This is a genomic window from Collinsella sp. AM17-1, from assembly GCF_003470665.1.
Taxonomy (GTDB): domain Bacteria; phylum Actinomycetota; class Coriobacteriia; order Coriobacteriales; family Coriobacteriaceae; genus Collinsella.
The window spans coordinates 78,912-96,925 of the sequence record NZ_QRJZ01000001.1; the positions used below are offsets into that span (position 1 = coordinate 78,912).

Genomic DNA, 18,014 nt, shown 5'->3' on the forward strand with positions numbered 1-18,014 from the left:
GGAGACATCGATGAAAGCGAATTCGGACAAATCTAAGCAGAGTAATAAAGCGACGCGCCGTGTACTGGCAGGCGTTTTGTGCGGAGCCTCCGTGTTGAGCCTGGTACTGTCGCTCGTCATGCCTTCGATCTCGCAGGCCATTGCCAACGATGCCCAGACGGTTCCTACCGAGAAGACTGTGACGGAGGATTCCTCAACTGAGTCTACTGATGTAGAAAACACCAACAACGGGGATACCGAAAAGCTGAATAGTGACGATGCCGAGGGCGACGAAGCTGGCGACGATAGCCAGCCTGAGGAGCAGCCCGAGGAAGAGCAGCAGAACGAGGGTACAACGACTTCGGATGGTGAAACCGTTGCTGCGGTTGCGGAAAACGAGCAAACTAGAGCGGCTGCCGAGGGAATTGATAATGCAAGTGAGCTCAAAAATAAACTTGAGAGCGTTGCGGAAAATCAGTCCGGCAGTTTTCAATTGATGAAGGACCTAGACTGCAACGAAGAGATTATTCTCAAGAGTGGTAGCAATATCACCCTTGATCTTAATGGCTGCAAGATAAAGTACTCGAGCAATAATAAGTCGCTTTTCAATGTGAGCAATAGTGCCGAGTTTACAATCACGGATTCTAATCCGGGTGCGGATGAGATCGCTGGTTCTCAGTCGCTGCAGGATCAAGACCAGAATCTGATAGCTGATAATTGTGGCAAGACGGCAGAAATGTCCAACTATGTAAATGACGTTCCGAATGAGCTTACCTATTACGTGACTGAATCCAGCGTGAATACAACGGACAGCACTCGTACAAACGAGACCACCTACAAGCATGAGGTCAAAATTACAGGCGCTATCGTGGCGTGCAGCAGCAGCAAAGTGAATCTCATCAATCTTGAGGGCGGTACGTTTAACCTTCAGGGTGGCGTGCTTACTCAAAAGAACAATTGCAACGTCGATGGCCTTATCTATGCCCATAACGGCTCTACCGTCAATATGAGTGGTGGATACGTTTGTGGTGCTTCTATGGGCAGCAGTGGTGCTGGTGCTGGAATTCGTGTTGAGGGCTCAACCCTGGATGAGGGCTCAACCCTGGTGATCTCTGGCGGCGTAATCGCTGGTAACTATGCCCCCAGTGGCGGCGGCGTTTATGCCAAGAATTCTACGGTAAACATGGTTGGCGGTATTATCTCCGGCAACGGTACAAATGATTATCAAAGCGGTTATGGCGCGGGAATTTGTGCTGAGAAATCTAGTGTGACCATTACGAAAGGTTACATTACCAACAATAATTATCAGTTCTACAGAGATTGGGTAGGCTCCACGAGGCATCAAGGTAACGGTTGCCACGGCGGCGGCGGCATTGCTGCTTTCAATGGCGGCAATCTCACAATTGCAGGCGGCTGCATCACGGGCAACTACTCTGCCGAGGCTGGCGGCGGCGTTTATGCTGGCGCTTGGAATAGTGCTCTTTCCGGGTTTACGTTTTCTGGTGGAATAATCGCCAGCAATGTGGCGCAAAGCTCAGAGGGTGGCGGCATCCGTATCGCTGCGCCTACAGCTGGCGAATTTAATGTGAGCGGCAAGAAAGCCTACATCACTAACAATACGACCAATACCGCCTACGACTGGGGTGGCGGCGGCGTGTTCGTCCAGGGTGGCAACAGCGACCAAAACATAGATTCAGCGAGCCTCAAGATTTACAACGCACTGATTACCAACAATTCGGCCCAAGGCTATGGCGGCGGCTTCGCTGCCTGCCCGACCGGCAAAACGTCTATTACCGACACCAATGGCATTGCAATTTACGGAAACACCGATGCAGACGGTAATAAGCTATCAGGTGACAGCAATGAAAAGAAGGAAGACCGGCTTGATACTGAGGGCGGTGTGATTACCTCTGACTTCAAGAAGAATGGCCATGAGGATCTTTTCCTTGTTCACAAGAAGAACAACGGTGACTACATCGCAGCCGTAACGGGCCAGATGCTTGGCGGCGGCGCTGCCAATTGGAAGGGCACGATCGACGACGATACACAAACTTTTATCGGCAAGTACGAGGGCGCCCAAGCTAAGTACAGGATTGGCCTTGCGGCTAACCCAACTGAACCGGACAAACACGAGGCTATTAAAGCGGCAACGCTCTTCATCACGGGCAACACATCCAACGTCCATGGTGGCGGCATCATGACCAATGGAGACGTTGTCGCCGGCTCCACCACGGAAGTGAAGGTTTACCCCAAGATGAAGCTCAACGGCACCAAGGTGTTTGAGGGCGGCTCGCTTGAAGGAAATGACTTTAATTTCCAGCTACTCAAGCAGAACGAGATCAAGGATAAGAGCGGTCGGGTTACGGGATATACGGTGCCGAGTTTTGATGCCAATGGCAATCTGCACCTCAATGGCTGCTCAGTGGTTGATACGGCTGCAAACGCGAAAAACGGCAGCTTCTCCTTTAACCTGAGCGAAGTATACGCTGATGCCGACCTTGTTTACTACTTGGTAGAGGTTCCGGGCACGGACAAGGACATTAATTATGACAAGACTATCTACAAGATAGATCCTACAGTTACAGAGGATGCGACCAAGACGCACGCCGTGCTTGGCATTAAATACACGTACTACACGGTAAGTAACGTAGAGATCACCAAGATGTTTGATGGTAAACCTGAGACTTCGGACGTTACACCAACGTCCGAAGACGGTGTTGCATGTGTTGCGCTTACTGGCGGCGCGACTTTCACCAACACGCCGTACACTTCCGACGGCTCCTGGACTCCTAAGGCGACTAAGGTCGTTAAGGGTGGCGAGATGAAGAAGTTTACGCTCGAGTTTGCGGATAACGAGAACTTTACGGGCGACAGCGTCAAGACCGTCTCGACCACTGCCGGTGGCGACAATCCTCAGCTCCAGGACTTCCCCACGATTAATTACACGCTTGACAGCTTGAAGCAGAGTGAGACTGGTGTTCCGGGCCGTGGCGCCTCCAAGACCTTCACGTACTATATGTGCGAGAAGAACGATAGCTCGATATTCTCGCACTACAAGTTCGACAAGTCGGTCTATAAGTTCACGGTTACGGCAACGGATGACACCGAAGGACATATCGACTGTGCGGTGACCTACAGGAAGGGAACCGTTGACTCCGACGGTACGTGGAAAGAAAACGGTACCGAGGACTACAAGTTTCCCGACACTATCCCCACCTTCACCAACACCTATTCCACCTCTTTGCCCCTTTCTGGTATGTCGGGCGTCACTCTGACGTACCTTGCCGGCGCGGCGGTGCTTTGCGCTGCTGCGGCCTGGATGCACATTCGTCGCAAGGCGAATGCGAAGGGAGGCGAGCGTCGTGAATAAGAAAGTTTGCTCCTTCCCGATCTTGTTTGCGCTGCTTGCCCTCCTGATTGGCACCTGCGCGGTTGTGTTCCCCGCATCCGCGCAGGCCGCGCCGACCTCGACCGGTTCCATCACGGTGAGCGGCACCGTGGCGCGCAGCTACGACGCCTACCAGATCTTTAGTGCCAACGTCGTCGATGACGACAACGACGCCAAGATCGCCACCGACCTTGTCTGGGCAAGCGGCACCGTGCGCGACGCCGCGCTGCCTGTGCTGCACAGCGCCGGCATGCCCAATTCCCAGACCACCGCACAGGAAGCTGCCGAGTGGCTCAACACCGATTCCCACCTTACGAGCGCGCTGAGCGCACAGCTCGCTCGTTCCCTCCAGAGCTCTGGCGCCGAGCCCGTGGCCCTTAACGCGGGCACGACGGCCGAGCTGCCCTGCGGCTACTGGCTCATCGTCGCCAAAGACGACGCCATCGCTCAGGGCGAGGTCGGCACCGCGCCGATCATGGCCCTGGTGGGCGGCAGCGCCGTCACCGTCAAGCCCAAGGCCGCGACCCCCAAGGTCGCCAAGCACGTGCTGGAGGACGGCACCGCCGCCTGGCAGAAGGCCGCCGACGCCACGGTCGCCGACGACCTGTACTGGCGCCTCTCTGCCACGGTCCCGGCGGGGCTCACGGCCTACGACGCCTATGCGGTGCAGTTCGTCGACACCATGAGCGCGGGGCTCGACCCCTCCAAGGTTGCCGCGAGCATGCGCGTGTACGTGGCGGCGGGCGCGGACGGCGGCTTCGACGCCGTCGCCGCCGGCAAGGACGGACGCGCCGGCACTAAGGCCGCGAAGGGCTGGACCGACATCACGGCCCAGTGCGCCACCAAGGTAGCGGCGGACGGCAAGACCTTCACCGTGCGCACCGGCGACCTGATCGCCGCGCTCGGCGGGGCCGACGCCTTTACCGCGGGCGCCCGCGTGGTCGCCGTGTACAATGCGCCGCTCAACAGCGCGTGCAACCACGGCATCGCGAAGGGCAACCCCAACGAGGTCTACCTGCGCTACCCGCGCTCTCCCTTTGCCGATCAGTCCGGCGACGCCGGCTTCACCAGCACGCCGAGCGACGATGCGTGCGCCTACACCTGGGATCTCGCGCTCACCAAGCGCGGCAGCGACGGCGACAAGCCGCTTGCCGGGGCGGTCCTGAGCATCGCCGACGACCGCGGTCGCACGCTGGCGGCCGACGGCACGTGGGATGCGCAAGGCAAGGCCACCGTCACCACGGGCGAGGACGGCCGCGTGACCGTCTCGGGCGTGGACTCGGGCAAGCTGGAGGTCCGCGAGCTCAAGGCGCCCAAGGGCTACACCGCCTTTGAGGGCACGCGCTCCGTGACGGTCAAGGCCGAGGGCCTGGACGTCGACCAGGTGGCCGCCGCCAAGCCCAAGCTCACCATCACGGCCGAGTCGCCCCTGCGCGCCGACAGCGCGGACGGGTCGACGGGCAGCCTGGAGGCGTCGCTCATCAACACGCCCACCGGCACACCCCCTAGCATTACCACCGGAGGCTTTATGCCCTCGACTGGCGATATGGCAATGTACGCCGCGGCCGCCGCAGCGGTCGCCGGAGCCGCACTCATCGTGGTCGCGCTCCTGGTCAAGCGGGGAGGTGGCAGCCATAAAGAGTAGCTGGCAGCCCCACAGAGAGCGGGGCGAGACGTAGCGAAGTAGATGCTAAGACACAGACAGATGATGACCGATCGAATGAGAACCAACCGGAAAATGGAGGAAAAGAAGATGAGCATGAGCAAGAACATCGCACGCCTGGCAGTAACCGCCGGCCTCACGGCAGCGCTGAGCTTCGGCGGAGTTATGGCACCGGTCACGATGGCGTTTGCTGATGGCACGCCAACGGTGGCTCCGAATGGCAATGTAAAGATTGACGAGCAGACCTATACGGATACAACCTTTAAGGGTATCCAGATTTTCAAGGCCAAGGTCACGCAGGATTTGGATGGCGTTAACAACTGGAATGGCGCTAAGACGCTTTCCGACATTGAGTGGGCGTCAGATGCCGTTAGGGATGCTGTGACCGGGGCATTTGCCGATACTAGCGACGTTACAAAGCCCTCCGACAAGGATGCTCAGAAGTGGGCCGACTGGCTTAAATCAAAAACCGAAGGTGATTACCAGTCAGGTACAGACAAGACTACTAAGCTCGATGCCGGAACAACCCTCGACAAGATCGCCAAGGCACTGGAGGACGCCAATATCACTGAAGGGACGAATGAGTGCAAAACGAGCACCGGTGGCACCTTCACTGGTCTGAATACCGGCTACTGGCTCTTCGTGACTAAGAGTGTCGGCAAGAGCTCAAATGCTAATGCCGAGCGCAACACGGATACCTTCACTTCGCCGATTTTCGCCGTTGTCGGCGGTTCCGCTGAGACCATTGCTCCCAAGAAGCAGGTCCCCACTGTGACCAAGGCCGTAAAGGACGACGCAAAGGGCAGCACGTTTGGTCCATTCGAGAATCCCAACAAGGCTGCTGACTCTCAGATGGACGACTATGTCGACTACCTGCTTACCGGTACCGTTGCGGGCAACATCAACACTTACAGTACCTACAAGTACACCTTCACGGATAAGCTTCCCAACTCCATGACGCCCGAGTTTGAATCTGGCGGCACGACGCCCGCTGTCACGGTCAAGATTGGTGATGCCGAGGTCAAGACTGGCTGCTACACCGCCAAGTACGAGAACGATACGATAACTGTCGACTTCACCAATCTCAAGAATTGCACGGACGTGGACGACGCTCCCATTGCGTTGAGCAGTGACTCGAAGGTGACTGTCGAGTACAAGGCCAAGCTCGACTCCACCAAGATCTTCGAAAATGGCAAGATCAAAAATATATTCAACGGCTTGGTTGGTATAGCCCAGAAGAATATGGTTACGCTGACTTATTCCAACAATCCGCATGCTGAGGGTGTCGGCACCACGGTCGAGCACCCTGCCTATGACTACACCTATGGCATCGATGTCACCAAGGTGGGCTCTGATAACGAAGCGAAGGGACTCGAGGGCGTTGAGTTCACGCTGCAGGAGAACGGTGATACGAGCAACTTTATCAAAGCGGACGGTACCAAGACGGCTGATAGCAAGCTGGCCAAGCTGAAGACCGACGCAGACGGTAAGATAAACGTTGTCGGTCTCGATGAGGGCACCTACACCCTTACAGAGGTAACCCCGGCGCCTGGCTACAACAACTCTGCTTCCAAAGGTGTCACGTTTACCATTGCTCGCGGCACGCTTCGGCAGGATGGCACCGCGGTGACTCCCGACAAGGATTTTGCCAACGTTACTGCTGCTGATGGTGTTGTAAAGGCCGATTCTGCCGCCGTATCTACCGGCAAGCTCAGCTTCACCATCGTCGACAAGAAGGGCTCCAACCTCCCGCTGACCGGCCTTAACGGCGTGACCTTCACTTGGATCGCTGGTGGCGCAGTGCTGTGCATCGGCGTGGCGCACCTCATCCGCAGCCGTAAGCAGGCTGAGGAGTCCGAGCAGGAGTAACGCTCGCTCACCCATCCCTTTGGCAGGTGGGATGTGATGGCCATGAGACTTGCGGACACTTTTCTCGTCCATCGACGTTCTTGCTTTGCCATTCTCTTTTCGGGGCAGATTCCGCACTGGAGTCTGCCCCGTTTTTTGGGATAACGCAGCCAGCCTCCACCGTCCGATGCGGGTACGTTCGTCATCGCGTTTCTTGACTCGTATGAGGTTCGGATTAAGGTCCGTAGGCGCACGCGCGGTGCGGACGGTAGAAGGCATTTGCGCCGCAACAAGCGCAAATAAGAATGCCCGGGGTTAGAGGCCCGGGCATTTAACAACGTCGGAAACTGGTCGCCCGCGCTCCTAAGTACTTACGCGGGGTGCGTCGTTTCCTGTAGTTATTGTATCCCGAATCGCCCCGCCGATTCGGGATATTCTGAAAACGCAAATGCTGGCTTATGCACGAAAGGAATCTCGTTAATTCCGAAAATTATGTATAATTCCAATATAAAATGGAATCGAACGAAAACGATGGAAATGAACGAAGCGCTAATCTATTTACAAGAAGCACTAGGACTCTCCGCCAAGACCAAAACTTGGCCTGGATCCGCACACTTGCCGCTGCATCTGCGGGCGATTGAGGTCCGCGCGGTTGACGCAAACGGTTTTTCGTTTTTGCTTGCAAGTTTGCCTACTGGCGTCGGGCTTCCCGAGGCTAAGAGAGTCTATAGCCAGCTAGCCTTGCGTGCGGAGACCCCTGTTGTCGTTTCGTTTCCTGATGCCGATGCACGTCAGCGCAAAGCATTGGTCGCACAAGGGATTCCGTTTGTCTGCCCCGGTAGACAGGCTTTTCTTCCATTTATGGGCACAGCTTGCACGGAGAGGGGCGGTGCCCGGTTTCGCAATCACGCGACCAAGATGTCACCCAACGCGCAAGCTGCCGCAATCTGGGGAGCAGCCCGGGAGCCATATCGTCCCTATGACCTTTGTCGTGCGCTTGGGATCTCGGCAAGCCGTGCGAGTGAGGCCATAACCGAGCTTGTTGACAGGGGACTCGCGAGGCGTGAGCGTTGCGAGCGACGTGTCGTCGTGTTCCCTGTTGCCGTTGATCTTCTGCTTAGCGAGCACATGGCGGAGCTCTCCTCGCCTGTCTCGAAGGTCTTTTTTGCAAGGAAGACACCGCAGATTGACTGTCTTGTTGACGCCGGGGAAACGGCGCTCGCTGCGCGTTCGATGCTCGCTGCGCCGGGCATGGAACAAAAGGCCGTCTTAAGAAGTGCATGGCGTCAACTTAGCGACCTCGAAGTCGCAGATGGGGAGTTGCCGGATAACGAAACGGCGATGATTCAAGTGTGGCGCTATGCGCCCATGTTTGCCGGCTCCTCCCGTATCGACGACATTTCGCTTGCGCTATCTTTGGCGGCAATCGACGATGAGCGAATTCAGCTCGAAGTCGATCGCATGTTTGGAAAGGAATATCCATGGCAAGAAGCGCTGTAGAAGGCCTCCAAGAATTTCAGCAGCATATGCAAGAAGCTGCAGGATCGTATGCCCTTATCGGCGGCACGGCATGCGACATTTTGCTCGCGGAGGCGGGGCTTTCGTTCAGGGCGACTCACGATTTTGATGTGGTAATTGTCGCCGATGACCGGTTGCCTCAGACGGCGGAAGCCATATGGACTTTGGTGCGTGATGGCGGCTACCGCTGCGGCTGGGGCGAAGGTAAAGGCTCATGTTTTTATCGGTTTACAGAGCCAAGGAGGCCGGGTTACCCCCATATGATCGAGCTCTTCGCGAAGTGCCCCGACTTTCTAAAGGGTCGTGAGGGGATTGATGTGGCGCCAATTCACGTTGATGAAAACATAAGCAGTCTTTCGGCAATTTTGTTGGACGATGCTTACTACAGCTTGTTCCTTCAGGGAATTCGGACCGTAGGCGGCGTTTCGGTCCTGGGTACGGAATACATTGTCCCGTTCAAAGCGAAGGCGTATCTCGACCTAAAAACTAGAAGGGAAGCGGGGGAGAACGTTGATTCGAGGAAGGTAAAAAAGCATAAACGCGATGCGCTGAGGCTTGCTCAGCTGCTTGGCGAGTCGGAAGGTGTCGACCTGCGCGGAGAACTGAAGGACGATATGCTTGCGTTTGTTAAAGATTGCGAGGTAGGCGACGTCAATCTGAAACAGATTGGGGTTGCGGGCGCAACGATGACGCAGTTGCTCGAGACGATGAAAGTAACATATGGCTTGATTGGTTGAGTGGGGTTACGTGCCCCGAACGGTGCAGTCTAGCGGCGTTATCCGGCGCATGAGCTCGCTAATCGGTTATTATTTGTTTAGACAACTTGAGTTGTAGAGGAGTGACCGGCGATGGTGCAGGGCGCCAAACATATGAAGAGCAGTAACGCCGCGGACAACGGCGGCTCAAGCCCTCAGCCCAAACCTCAACCAAAGCCTAAGCGCCGTCGCAAGCGACTGCCGCGCTGGGCCGATCGGCTCATCACCATCGTCATCATCCTTATTGGCGTGGGCCTTATGACCTGGCCGTGGATCTTGGACCGGCTCGAGGCCTCGGGCGTGTTCAACCAGATCAGTACCGTGTCCAGCACCGTGGACGCGCTCTCCGAAGAGGAGCGCGAGCGCATCCTGCTCCAGGCGCGCTCCTTTAACGAGCAGCTGGCCGGCGAGGCCACCGAGCTTCCCGCCGACCAGATTGAGCCCTACGCCCAGCAGCTCATCTTTGACCGCGACCCCATGATGAGCTGGGTCGAAATCCCCTCCATCGATGTGAGCATGCCCATTTACCACGGCACGAGCGAGGAGGTCCTTATGGCGGGCGTCGGCCACCTAGAGGGCACGAGCCTGCCGGTGGGCGGCACCTCGACGCATTGCGTGCTCACCGCGCACTCGGGCATGCGCAACCTGAGCATGTTCGACGACATCCATTCGTTGGAGCCGGGCGACCTGGTGCTGCTGCACACCATGAACAAGACGCTCGCCTATAAGATGGTGGACTCCGAGGTCGTGCTGCCCGAGGAGATGGAGTCGCTGACCATTGAGCCCGGCGCCGACAAGCTGACACTCGTCACCTGCACGCCCTACGGCGTGAACGACCATCGCCTGCTGGTGCATTGCGTGCGCACCAAGTACAGCAAGAAGGACGTCGACAAGCAAAAGTCGCTGGCCGGGCGCCACTGGGGCAAGCGCGAGTTTGCCGTGCTTATCGTGGTCGTAGCCATTGTGCTGTTGCTGTTGGACATCGTGATCCACGCGATCCGTAAGCGCCGCAAGGCCAAGGCCTCGGCATAAGACATTCTCCAGAATCACCACAATGAGGACAGGCACCTTTGTGGTGGCCGGGACTTCCAAACCATCACAACATTCGATGAAAATCGCGATTTTGGCGAAAAGCATCGAATGTTGTGATGGTTTTCGTTGTGGGCAGTACGGTTTTCGTTGTGGGCGAGACGGTTTTCGCTATGGACGGTGCGGTTTCGCTGCAGAACCGCCAGCCCGCCGCCTGCCAGTCCGCCGTCCTCGTTACGTTTTCGCTGCATTTGGGTAAAGCGCCTGCTCCAAGCCGGCGTTGCCTTGTATACTAGAGCGGTTTAACTGTTATGCGGAAGGGAGCGCCTATGGCACTCAGCGAGAAAGACGTGCGCGGCATCGCCGAGTACGCAAAGATCGCACTGACCGATGACGAGCTCACCCAGATGACGTCCTACATGAACGACGCCGTCCAGATGCTCGAGCCCGTCCTGCAATATGACTTGCCCGACGTGGAGCCCACGTTCCATCCCATCGGAAGCCTGTCCAACGTGATGGGCGACGACCTGCGCGAGCCCGAGCGCGACCTGCCGCTCGACGTTGCGCTCGAAAACGCCGGCAGCGCGCGCGACCGCTACTTCCGCGTGCCGTCCATTTTGGGAGAGGGGGAGAGCGAGTAATGGCGCAGAGCTTCGATTCCCTTACCGCCGCCCAGATCGCCGCGGGCGTTGCCGCCGGCGACTTTACCGCTACCGAGGTGGCCCAGGCCTCTCTCGCCGCCATTGAGGCGCGCGAGGGCGGGGTCCAGGCATTCCTGCAGGTGTCGCCCGAGCTTGCGCTCGAGGCCGCCGCGCGCGTGGATGCCGACCGTGCCGCAGGCAAGCCGCTGCCCCCGCTCGCGGGCGTGCCGCTGGCCATCAAGGACAACATGAACCTCGTGGGCACGCGCACCACCTGCGCTTCCCGCATGCTCGAGAACTACCAGAGCGTCTACACCGCCACCTGCGTCCAGCGCATGCTCGACGCCGGCTGCCTGCCCATGGGTAAGGCCAACATGGACGAGTTTGCCTTTGGCAGCTCCACCGAGAGCTCGGCGTTCCACCGCACCAACAACCCCTGGGATACCGAGCGCGTGCCCGGCGGCTCTTCGGGCGGCTCCGCTGCAGCCGTCGCCGCGGGCGAGGTCGCGCTCTCGCTGGGCTCGGACACCGGTGGCTCCATTCGCCAGCCGGCGTCGCTGTGCGGCGTGGTGGGCTTTAAGCCCACGTATGGCGCAGTGAGCCGTTACGGCGTGGTTGCCTTTGGCTCGTCGCTCGACCAGGTGGGCCCCTTTGGCCGCACGGTCGAGGACGTCGCGCTGGCTATGAACGCGCTCACCGGCGCGGGCCACGATCCGTACGACTGCACCAGCCAGGATTGCGCCGTTGACTTTACCGAGCATCTCAACGACAGCATCGAGGGCAAGCGCGTGGGTATCATCCCCGCGTTTATGGAGGCCGAAGGTCTGACGCCCGAGGTCAAGGCCGCTGTTCAGCGCGCCGCCCAGGAGCTGCAGAACCAGGGCGCCGAGCTGGTCGAGGTCGACCTGCCGCACCTGGACGCCGCCATCGCCGCCTACTACGTCATCGGCCCGGCCGAGGCGTTCTCCAACCTGGCCCGCTTCGACGGCATTCGCTACGGCTATCAGGAGGAGGGCTGCGCCAACCTGTCCGACCAGAGCTCGCTTTCGCGCGCTCACGGCTTTGGCGCCGAGGCCAAGCGCCGTCAGATGCTCGGCGCCTACCTGCTGAGCTCGGGCGTGTACGACAAGTATTACTACGCCGCGCAGAAGGCCCGCACGCTCATCACGCAGGACTACGACGCCGCGTATGCCAAGGTGGATACCATCCTCATGCCCGCCTCGCCGCGCACGGCCTTTAAGTTTGGCGAGATCAGCGACCCCACACAGATGTACCTTTCGGACCTGTACACCATCTCGCTCAACATTTGCGGCAACGGTGGTATCTCGGTGCCGCTGGGCCTGGGCGAGGACAGCAAACTGCCCGTATCTGCTCAGCTGGTGGGGCCTGCCTTTAAGGACCGTCAGCTGCTCACGTTTGCCCGCGCCCTGGAGCGCGGCTTTGCCGATGCCGCCACGGGTGCGCCCGCGCTTTCTGTCGCGCCCGATTTTGCCGGGAAGGGAGGCGAGCTGTAATGAAGGAGCTTTCCGAGGTCCTGCAGGATTGGGAGGCTGTGATCGGCCTGGAGATCCATACCGAGCTCACCGCACTCGATACCAAGATGTTCTGCAACTGCAAGCTCAGCCACGATGACGAGCCCAACGCCAACGTGTGCCCGGTGTGCCTGGGCCTGCCCGGTGCGCTGCCGGTGCCCAACAAGCGCGCCATCGAGAGCATCGTCAAGGCGGGTCTGGCCACCAACTGCGAGATCCAGCGCCACTCGATGTTCTACCGCAAGCACTACTTCTATCCCGATATGGCCAAGAACTTCCAGACCACGCAGGGTCCGGTCGCCTTTGCCATGTACGGTCACCTGGACCTGGACGTGACCGGTCGCGGTGCTGCCGAGCGCCCCGACTGCGCGTTTGGCGAGTCCGAGGCTCAGAGCCTGGCGAGCGCTTCGGCCAACGCCGAGGGCCTGTCCACGTCCATGACGTCGACCATGCGCGAGGGCAACCAGCGCGCCGGTCACCTGGCCAGCTATGATGCGTCCAGCCTGCAGATGCCCGAGCGCCGCGATGACGGTTCCTACACGGTGCCCATCCGCATCCTGCGCATCCACATGGAGGAGGACGCCGCCAAGATGGTCCACGTGGGCGGTGCCGAGGGCCGCATTACCGCCGCGGCCGAGTCACTCGTCGACTACAACCGCTGCGGCACGCCTTTGATTGAGCTCGTGACTGAGCCCGACTTGCGCACGCCCGAGGAAGCGCGCCTGTTTATGGAGAAGCTCCGTCGCATCTTTGTGACGCTGGGCATTTCGGACTGCTCCATGGAGAAGGGTTCCATGCGCTGCGACGGCAACGTGTCGCTGCGCCGCCGCGGCGAGACCAAGCTGGGTACCAAGACCGAGCTCAAGAACCTCAACTCGTTTAAGAGCCTACACGACGGCCTTGCCTACGAGATTTGCCGTCAGGCCGAGGTGCTCGAGGAGGGCGGCATCATCTATCAGGAGACCCGCCACTGGGAGCCCAGCCGTAAGCGCACCGTGGTTATGCGTGTGAAGGAGACGGCCGACGACTATCGTCTGTTCCCCGATCCCGACCTGGCACCGTTCGATCTGGACGATGAGTTCATCGACCGCTGCCGTGGCGAGATTCCTGAGCTGCCCGATGCCAAGCGCGCCCGTTTTGAGGCCGACTTTGGCATTAAGGCGGCCGACGCCGAGCAGATCGCCGGCGACCCCGAGTTTGCCGAGTTCTTTGAGGCCGCTGCTGCTGGTATGGCTGGCAAGGAGGCCCAGACGGTCGCAAACCTGCTGGTCAACGAGATGATCGCCTACCTTAAGGGCGCGGGCGTGTCGCTCGCCGAGTCCGGCATCGCGCCGACTCAGGTGGCCGCTCTTGCCAAGCTGCTGGCGACCGATGCCATCAGCTCCAACCAAGCGCACGAGGTCTTTGAGGCTATGGCCCAGACCGGTGACGACCCCAACAAGATCGTCGACGAACGCGGTATGCGTCAGGTGAGCGATGCCGGCGCGCTGCAGCCGATTGTGGACGAGGTGTTGGCAAACTGTGCCGAGCAGGCGCAGCAGTACCGCGACGGCAACCAGAAGGTCATCGGCTTTTTGGTGGGTCAGTGCATGAAGGCGAGCCGCGGCAAGGGCAACCCGAAGCTCTTCAACGAGTTGCTGAGAACGTCGCTCTCGTAAGCGGGAACCCGGGAGCCCCGGCAGGGCGGGTGCTTCCTCAAAATTTCAAACAGTCCTGCGCAAGACGAAGGCCACATTAAGTGGCCTTCTTTGCGTGCGGAACTCATTTTGAGCAAGCACCCGCCCTGCCGGGGCTCCCGGGTTTCGTGACGACTCGGCCGTTCGGGTCAGGTAGGCTGAATGGAATTTGGTGAATGAGGGCGCCGTTGGCGCCCTCATTCTTTATGGATGTTGAAAACGAAGGTGAATACTTTTCCGCGAAGTGAACGACCTATTTTGGACCCCTGAAACATCAACACTTTTCTGACTCGGTTTCCTGCGGTTTTGTCGAGTGTTTCCTGCGATTTTGCTGCGAAAAAATGCGGATGCTTCGGGGGTCCAATTTTGCTCGTTCACTTTGCGGAAAACCATTCACCTTCAATTTGCTGGAGGGAAGAGGGACACCTCTTTGGCGTTACGGATGTACATCGCGGCGGGCGGATTGCCAGAAGCTGGCTGTTCCGCACCTTAAGATTTCCAAAAAGTTAACCTTTGTTGACCTCAATAGTTAGATAAACTAAACTATTTTCCAAAAGTGTGCTCGAGCAAACTTGTTTACTCGAGTACTGAGGCACCGTGCCGCGTCCAATGCGGCAAAAGGGAGAAGCAACATGAAGAAGTCGACGTTCAATACCCTGCTTGTCGGTGGCGGTTTTCTGCTTGGCACGGCCGGCATCAAGCTGCTTACCAGCGCTCCGGTAAAGAATGCCTGCGTGCAGGGTATCGCGTGCGGCATGCGCATCAAGAATGGCTACCAGGACATGGTCGAGCAGGCCAAGGCTAATGTCGACGACATGGTTGCCGAGGCGGCCTACATCACCCAGAGCGAGGCCGCTGCGGACAAGGCAGCCGAGTAGCACTCCCAGGCACAAACTATGAGATTCTCGATTATCAGCGAGATCCCCGGCAGGACCCGTCTTCAGTTGGCGGGTCCTGTGCCAGAGAGCGATCTCGATGCGCTTCTAAAGCTCAGTGGCGAAATCGATGGCGTGCGCAAGGTGCGCGTCTACGGCCGCATCGGCCAGATGGCGCTCGAATATGACGAGCAGCGTCGTGCAGGCGTGCTCGATGCTCTGGGCGCACTCGACGCCCAGGCCATTGCCGACGCAAAGACGGGTTACGTGATGCAGCTTGAGCCACGCAAGCACAAGCTCGTTATGGATCTTGCTACACTCATCGGCGCCCACTATGCGCGCCGATGGTTTTTGCCCACGCCCCTGCGTGCGGTGTTTGTCGTAGCCGGTTACATGACCTTTTTGCGCGCTGCCCTTCATGAGCTGGCGCAGCCACGCCTGACCGTTCCTGTGCTCGACGCTTCGGCCATCGGCATTTCGTTCGTCAAACGCGACGTCGACACCGCGGGCCAGACGATGTTCCTGCTCAACGTGGGCGAGCTGCTCGAGGACTACACCCGCGCCATGAGCGAAAACGAGCTCATCAACTCGCTGCTCGACGTGCCCGACAAGGCGCAAAAGGTTGTCGGCGACACCGAGGTGAGCGTTCCCGCCACCGAGCTTGAGCCCGGCGATCTGGTCGCCGTGCGTACTGGCATGTCCATTTGCATCGATGGTGTTGTTGAGCAGGGGAGCGCTATGGTCAACCAGGCGACCCTGACCGGCGAGCCGCTTGCCGTCGAGCGCAGCGCAGGCGACGACGTGTTCGCCGGAACCGTCGTGGAAGACGGCAGCATCTTGGTGCGCGTGCGCGCCAATACGGCCCAGACCAAGCTCCGCTCGATCGTCTCGCTCGTGCAGGCGGCCGACTCGCTCAAGTCCGAGGGCCAGTCGCATATGGAAGACCTCGCCAACAAGATCGTCCCGTGGAACTTTCTGCTTGCGGGCTTGGTTGCGTTCACCACGCGAAGCCTCATCAAGACCTCGGCGGCGCTGATGGTCGACTACTCGTGCGCACTCAAGCTCACGGGTTCCGTCGCCGTCATGACTGCCATGAGCGACGCTGCCAAGATGGGTGTTATGGTCAAGGGCGCGAAGTATTTTGAGTCGTTTGCCAAGGCCGACACCATTGTGTTTGATAAGACCGGCACGCTGACCGAGGCACAGCCGCGCCTGGCTTGCGTGCTTACCACCGATGGCTGGAGTGAGGACGAGATTCTGCGCCTTTCCGCTTGCCTGGAGGAGCATTTTCCGCATCCGGTGGCGCGCGCCGTGGTCAATGCGGCACGTGAGCGCGGACTCGAGCACCGCGAGCGCCATGCTGCCGTCGAGTACATCGTGGCGCACGGTATCGCTTCGTCCATTGAAGAGCGTCGCGCCATCATCGGTTCCGCGCACTTTGTATTCGAGGACGAGGGTGCGCAGCTTGAGTCCGACATCAAGGAGCGCATCGAGTCCCAGATGCAGGGCTTGTCGCCGCTGTACCTGGCGGTCGACGGCACGGTCGTTGGCGTGCTCGGTATCGAGGACCCGCTCAAACCCGGCGTGCGCGAGGCCATCGCCGACCTGCATGCGCTGGGCGTTAAGCATGTCGTTATGCTCACGGGCGATTCCGAGCGCACGGCCGAGCGTATTGCGCGAGAGGCAGGAGTCGACGAGTTTAAGGCCGAGCTGCTGCCCGAGGACAAGTACGCGTATGTAGAGCGCATTAAGGGCGAGGGGCGCCACGTTGCCATGGTGGGCGACGGCGTTAACGATTCGCCGGCACTCGGTTTGGCTGACGTGGGCCTGGCGATGGGTGGCGGAAGCGACATTGCCAAGGAGGTCGCCGACATCATCCTGACCGACACGGATCTGGCCGCGATCGTGCGCCTGCGCCGCATGAGCCAGGGCCTCGTTGATCGTTTGACGAGCTCCTATTCTAAGGTGATGCTCACCAACTCAGCGCTCCTGGCACTGGGCATTACCGGCGCGATTACCCCGCAGGCGTCGTCGCTGCTGCACAATGGCTCGACGATTGCCTACAGCCTGAGCAACGCGAAGGCATATCTGCGCTAGCGCTTTTGCTTGAGTTTATGGCCTGCATTTGGACGGTGTTGCATCTGTCGGAATGCAGGCCTTTTGCGTTTGACCATGTGCTAGCAGCAATATATAGTGATGCTAGCAAAGATAGCAGAAGTCGAAGGTGAGGTTGAGATGGGTGCTGTTGGCAGCATGGCGCAGGTGAATGTTCGCGTCGATCGTCAGGTCAAGGACCATGCGGAGGAAGCGTTGCGGCTTTCGGGCGCCTCACTGCCCGAGCTCATCAAAAAGGTGGTGGCCAAGGTCGCGCAGGGTGGCGGGCAGTGCGAGGAAGTGCTTGCGGCCGTCGACGACCGGCAACAGACCGTCGTGCCCGATACTCTGTTCGCCGCGTCGTGGGCAGCGGCAGACCGGCTTTACGCGGACCTGGGCATTGCTACGTCGCCCGTATCCGACGATCGCGATTGGGACACAATCTATTCCGAAGCCATGGACGAGCGCTATCGCCAAAAGGGGATGATCCTGTGAGCGGGGCTCCCCTCAAGATCATGGTGGACGCCAACGTATGGGTTGATTCATTTTGCGTCGACCATGCCGAGTCGCTTGCCGCGCGTGCGTTTATCGGACGGGCTGCGGAATCTGGCGCAACGTTGCTCTTTCCGGTGCATATCGCCAAGGATGTACTGTATGTTGTCCAGCACGAGCTCAAGCGCAGGGTTATTGCTAAAAAAGGCTCGGTCGACGAAGCATCGGCACGAGCGATAGGCGAGGCCGCGCTGGCGTTTGTTCGAAATATGACCGAAAACGCCACCGCCGTGGGCGCAGACGCATCCGATTTGTGGTTGGCCAATAAGTATCTAACGCTTCATCATGATTACGAGGATAATTTGGTGTTGGCGGCATGCAGACGCGCTGGGGCAGATTACTTGGTAACTAACGATCGCAAACTGCTCGAACATGCCGATCTTGCAGCAAAGACACCTCGTCAAATGATGCCGATTCTTGCTTTGGCCGAACGCGGCGTCGCGGCTATCGGTTGACGCGAGCTG

13 protein-coding genes are annotated in these 18,014 nt (G+C 59.0%); all 13 read left to right on the top strand.

Going from position 1 to position 18,014, the window contains the following annotated elements; translation table 11 throughout:
- Window positions 1–10 precede the first annotated feature (10 nt).
- The 13 genes from DW195_RS10285 to DW195_RS00375 all read left to right on the top strand — a co-directional run bounded on the left by DW195_RS10285 (window position 11) and on the right by DW195_RS00375 (window position 18,005).
- Window positions 11–3,349: a Spy0128 family protein gene (locus tag DW195_RS10285; protein ID WP_147356460.1), complete on the top strand. Its 3,339-nt coding sequence runs from the start codon at window positions 11–13 to the stop codon at window positions 3,347–3,349.
- The gene (locus DW195_RS00315; protein WP_158567860.1) at window positions 3,342–5,012 is read left to right on the top strand and encodes a SpaA isopeptide-forming pilin-related protein; all 1,671 of its coding nucleotides are present in this window, start codon (window positions 3,342–3,344) and stop codon (window positions 5,010–5,012) included. Before DW195_RS10285 ends, DW195_RS00315 begins: the two co-directional genes overlap by 8 nt.
- A 114-nt stretch (window positions 5,013–5,126) precedes the next feature.
- The gene (locus tag DW195_RS00320; protein ID WP_158567861.1) at window positions 5,127–6,899 is read left to right on the top strand and encodes a SpaA isopeptide-forming pilin-related protein; all 1,773 of its coding nucleotides are present in this window, start codon (window positions 5,127–5,129) and stop codon (window positions 6,897–6,899) included.
- A gap of 510 nt (window positions 6,900–7,409) precedes the next feature.
- The gene (locus DW195_RS10290; RefSeq protein ID WP_147356461.1) at window positions 7,410–8,378 is read left to right on the top strand and encodes a MarR family transcriptional regulator; all 969 of its coding nucleotides are present in this window, start codon (window positions 7,410–7,412) and stop codon (window positions 8,376–8,378) included.
- Window positions 8,360–9,133, top strand: a complete 774-nt coding sequence (locus DW195_RS00335; protein ID WP_118205247.1) for a hypothetical protein — start codon at window positions 8,360–8,362, stop codon at window positions 9,131–9,133. The genes DW195_RS10290 and DW195_RS00335 overlap by 19 nt, the downstream gene beginning before the upstream one ends.
- A gap of 132 nt (window positions 9,134–9,265) precedes the next feature.
- A complete protein-coding gene (locus DW195_RS00340; protein WP_158567862.1) occupies window positions 9,266–10,183 on the top strand; it encodes a class C sortase in 918 nt (305 codons plus the stop codon).
- Between the two features lie 326 nt (window positions 10,184–10,509).
- Entirely contained in the window at window positions 10,510–10,821 is a 312-nt protein-coding gene (gene gatC / locus DW195_RS00345) for an Asp-tRNA(Asn)/Glu-tRNA(Gln) amidotransferase subunit GatC (RefSeq protein WP_055250987.1), read from the top strand.
- The gene (gatA, locus tag DW195_RS00350; protein ID WP_118205251.1) at window positions 10,821–12,335 is read left to right on the top strand and encodes an Asp-tRNA(Asn)/Glu-tRNA(Gln) amidotransferase subunit GatA; all 1,515 of its coding nucleotides are present in this window, start codon (window positions 10,821–10,823) and stop codon (window positions 12,333–12,335) included. The genes gatC and gatA overlap by 1 nt, the downstream gene beginning before the upstream one ends.
- Window positions 12,335–14,011 carry an Asp-tRNA(Asn)/Glu-tRNA(Gln) amidotransferase subunit GatB gene (gene gatB / locus DW195_RS00355; RefSeq protein WP_118205253.1) on the top strand — a complete coding sequence of 559 codons (1,677 nt, stop codon included), beginning with the start codon at window positions 12,335–12,337 and terminating at the stop codon, window positions 14,009–14,011. Before gatA ends, gatB begins: the two co-directional genes overlap by 1 nt.
- 650 nt (window positions 14,012–14,661) lie before the next feature.
- The gene (locus DW195_RS00360; RefSeq protein WP_118080918.1) at window positions 14,662–14,907 is read left to right on the top strand and encodes a DUF6110 family protein; all 246 of its coding nucleotides are present in this window, start codon (window positions 14,662–14,664) and stop codon (window positions 14,905–14,907) included.
- A 78-nt stretch (window positions 14,908–14,985) separates the two neighbouring features.
- Window positions 14,986–17,001 (top strand): heavy metal translocating P-type ATPase, encoded by a 2,016-nt coding sequence (locus tag DW195_RS00365; protein WP_233540772.1) that lies wholly within the window; start codon window positions 14,986–14,988, stop codon window positions 16,999–17,001.
- Between the two features lie 138 nt (window positions 17,002–17,139).
- Window positions 17,140–17,493 carry a hypothetical protein gene (locus tag DW195_RS00370; RefSeq protein WP_118205257.1) on the top strand — a complete coding sequence of 118 codons (354 nt, stop codon included), beginning with the start codon at window positions 17,140–17,142 and terminating at the stop codon, window positions 17,491–17,493.
- A complete protein-coding gene (locus DW195_RS00375) occupies window positions 17,490–18,005 on the top strand; it encodes a PIN domain-containing protein (RefSeq protein ID WP_118205259.1) in 516 nt (171 codons plus the stop codon). The genes DW195_RS00370 and DW195_RS00375 overlap by 4 nt, the downstream gene beginning before the upstream one ends.
- Window positions 18,006–18,014 lie beyond the last annotated feature (9 nt).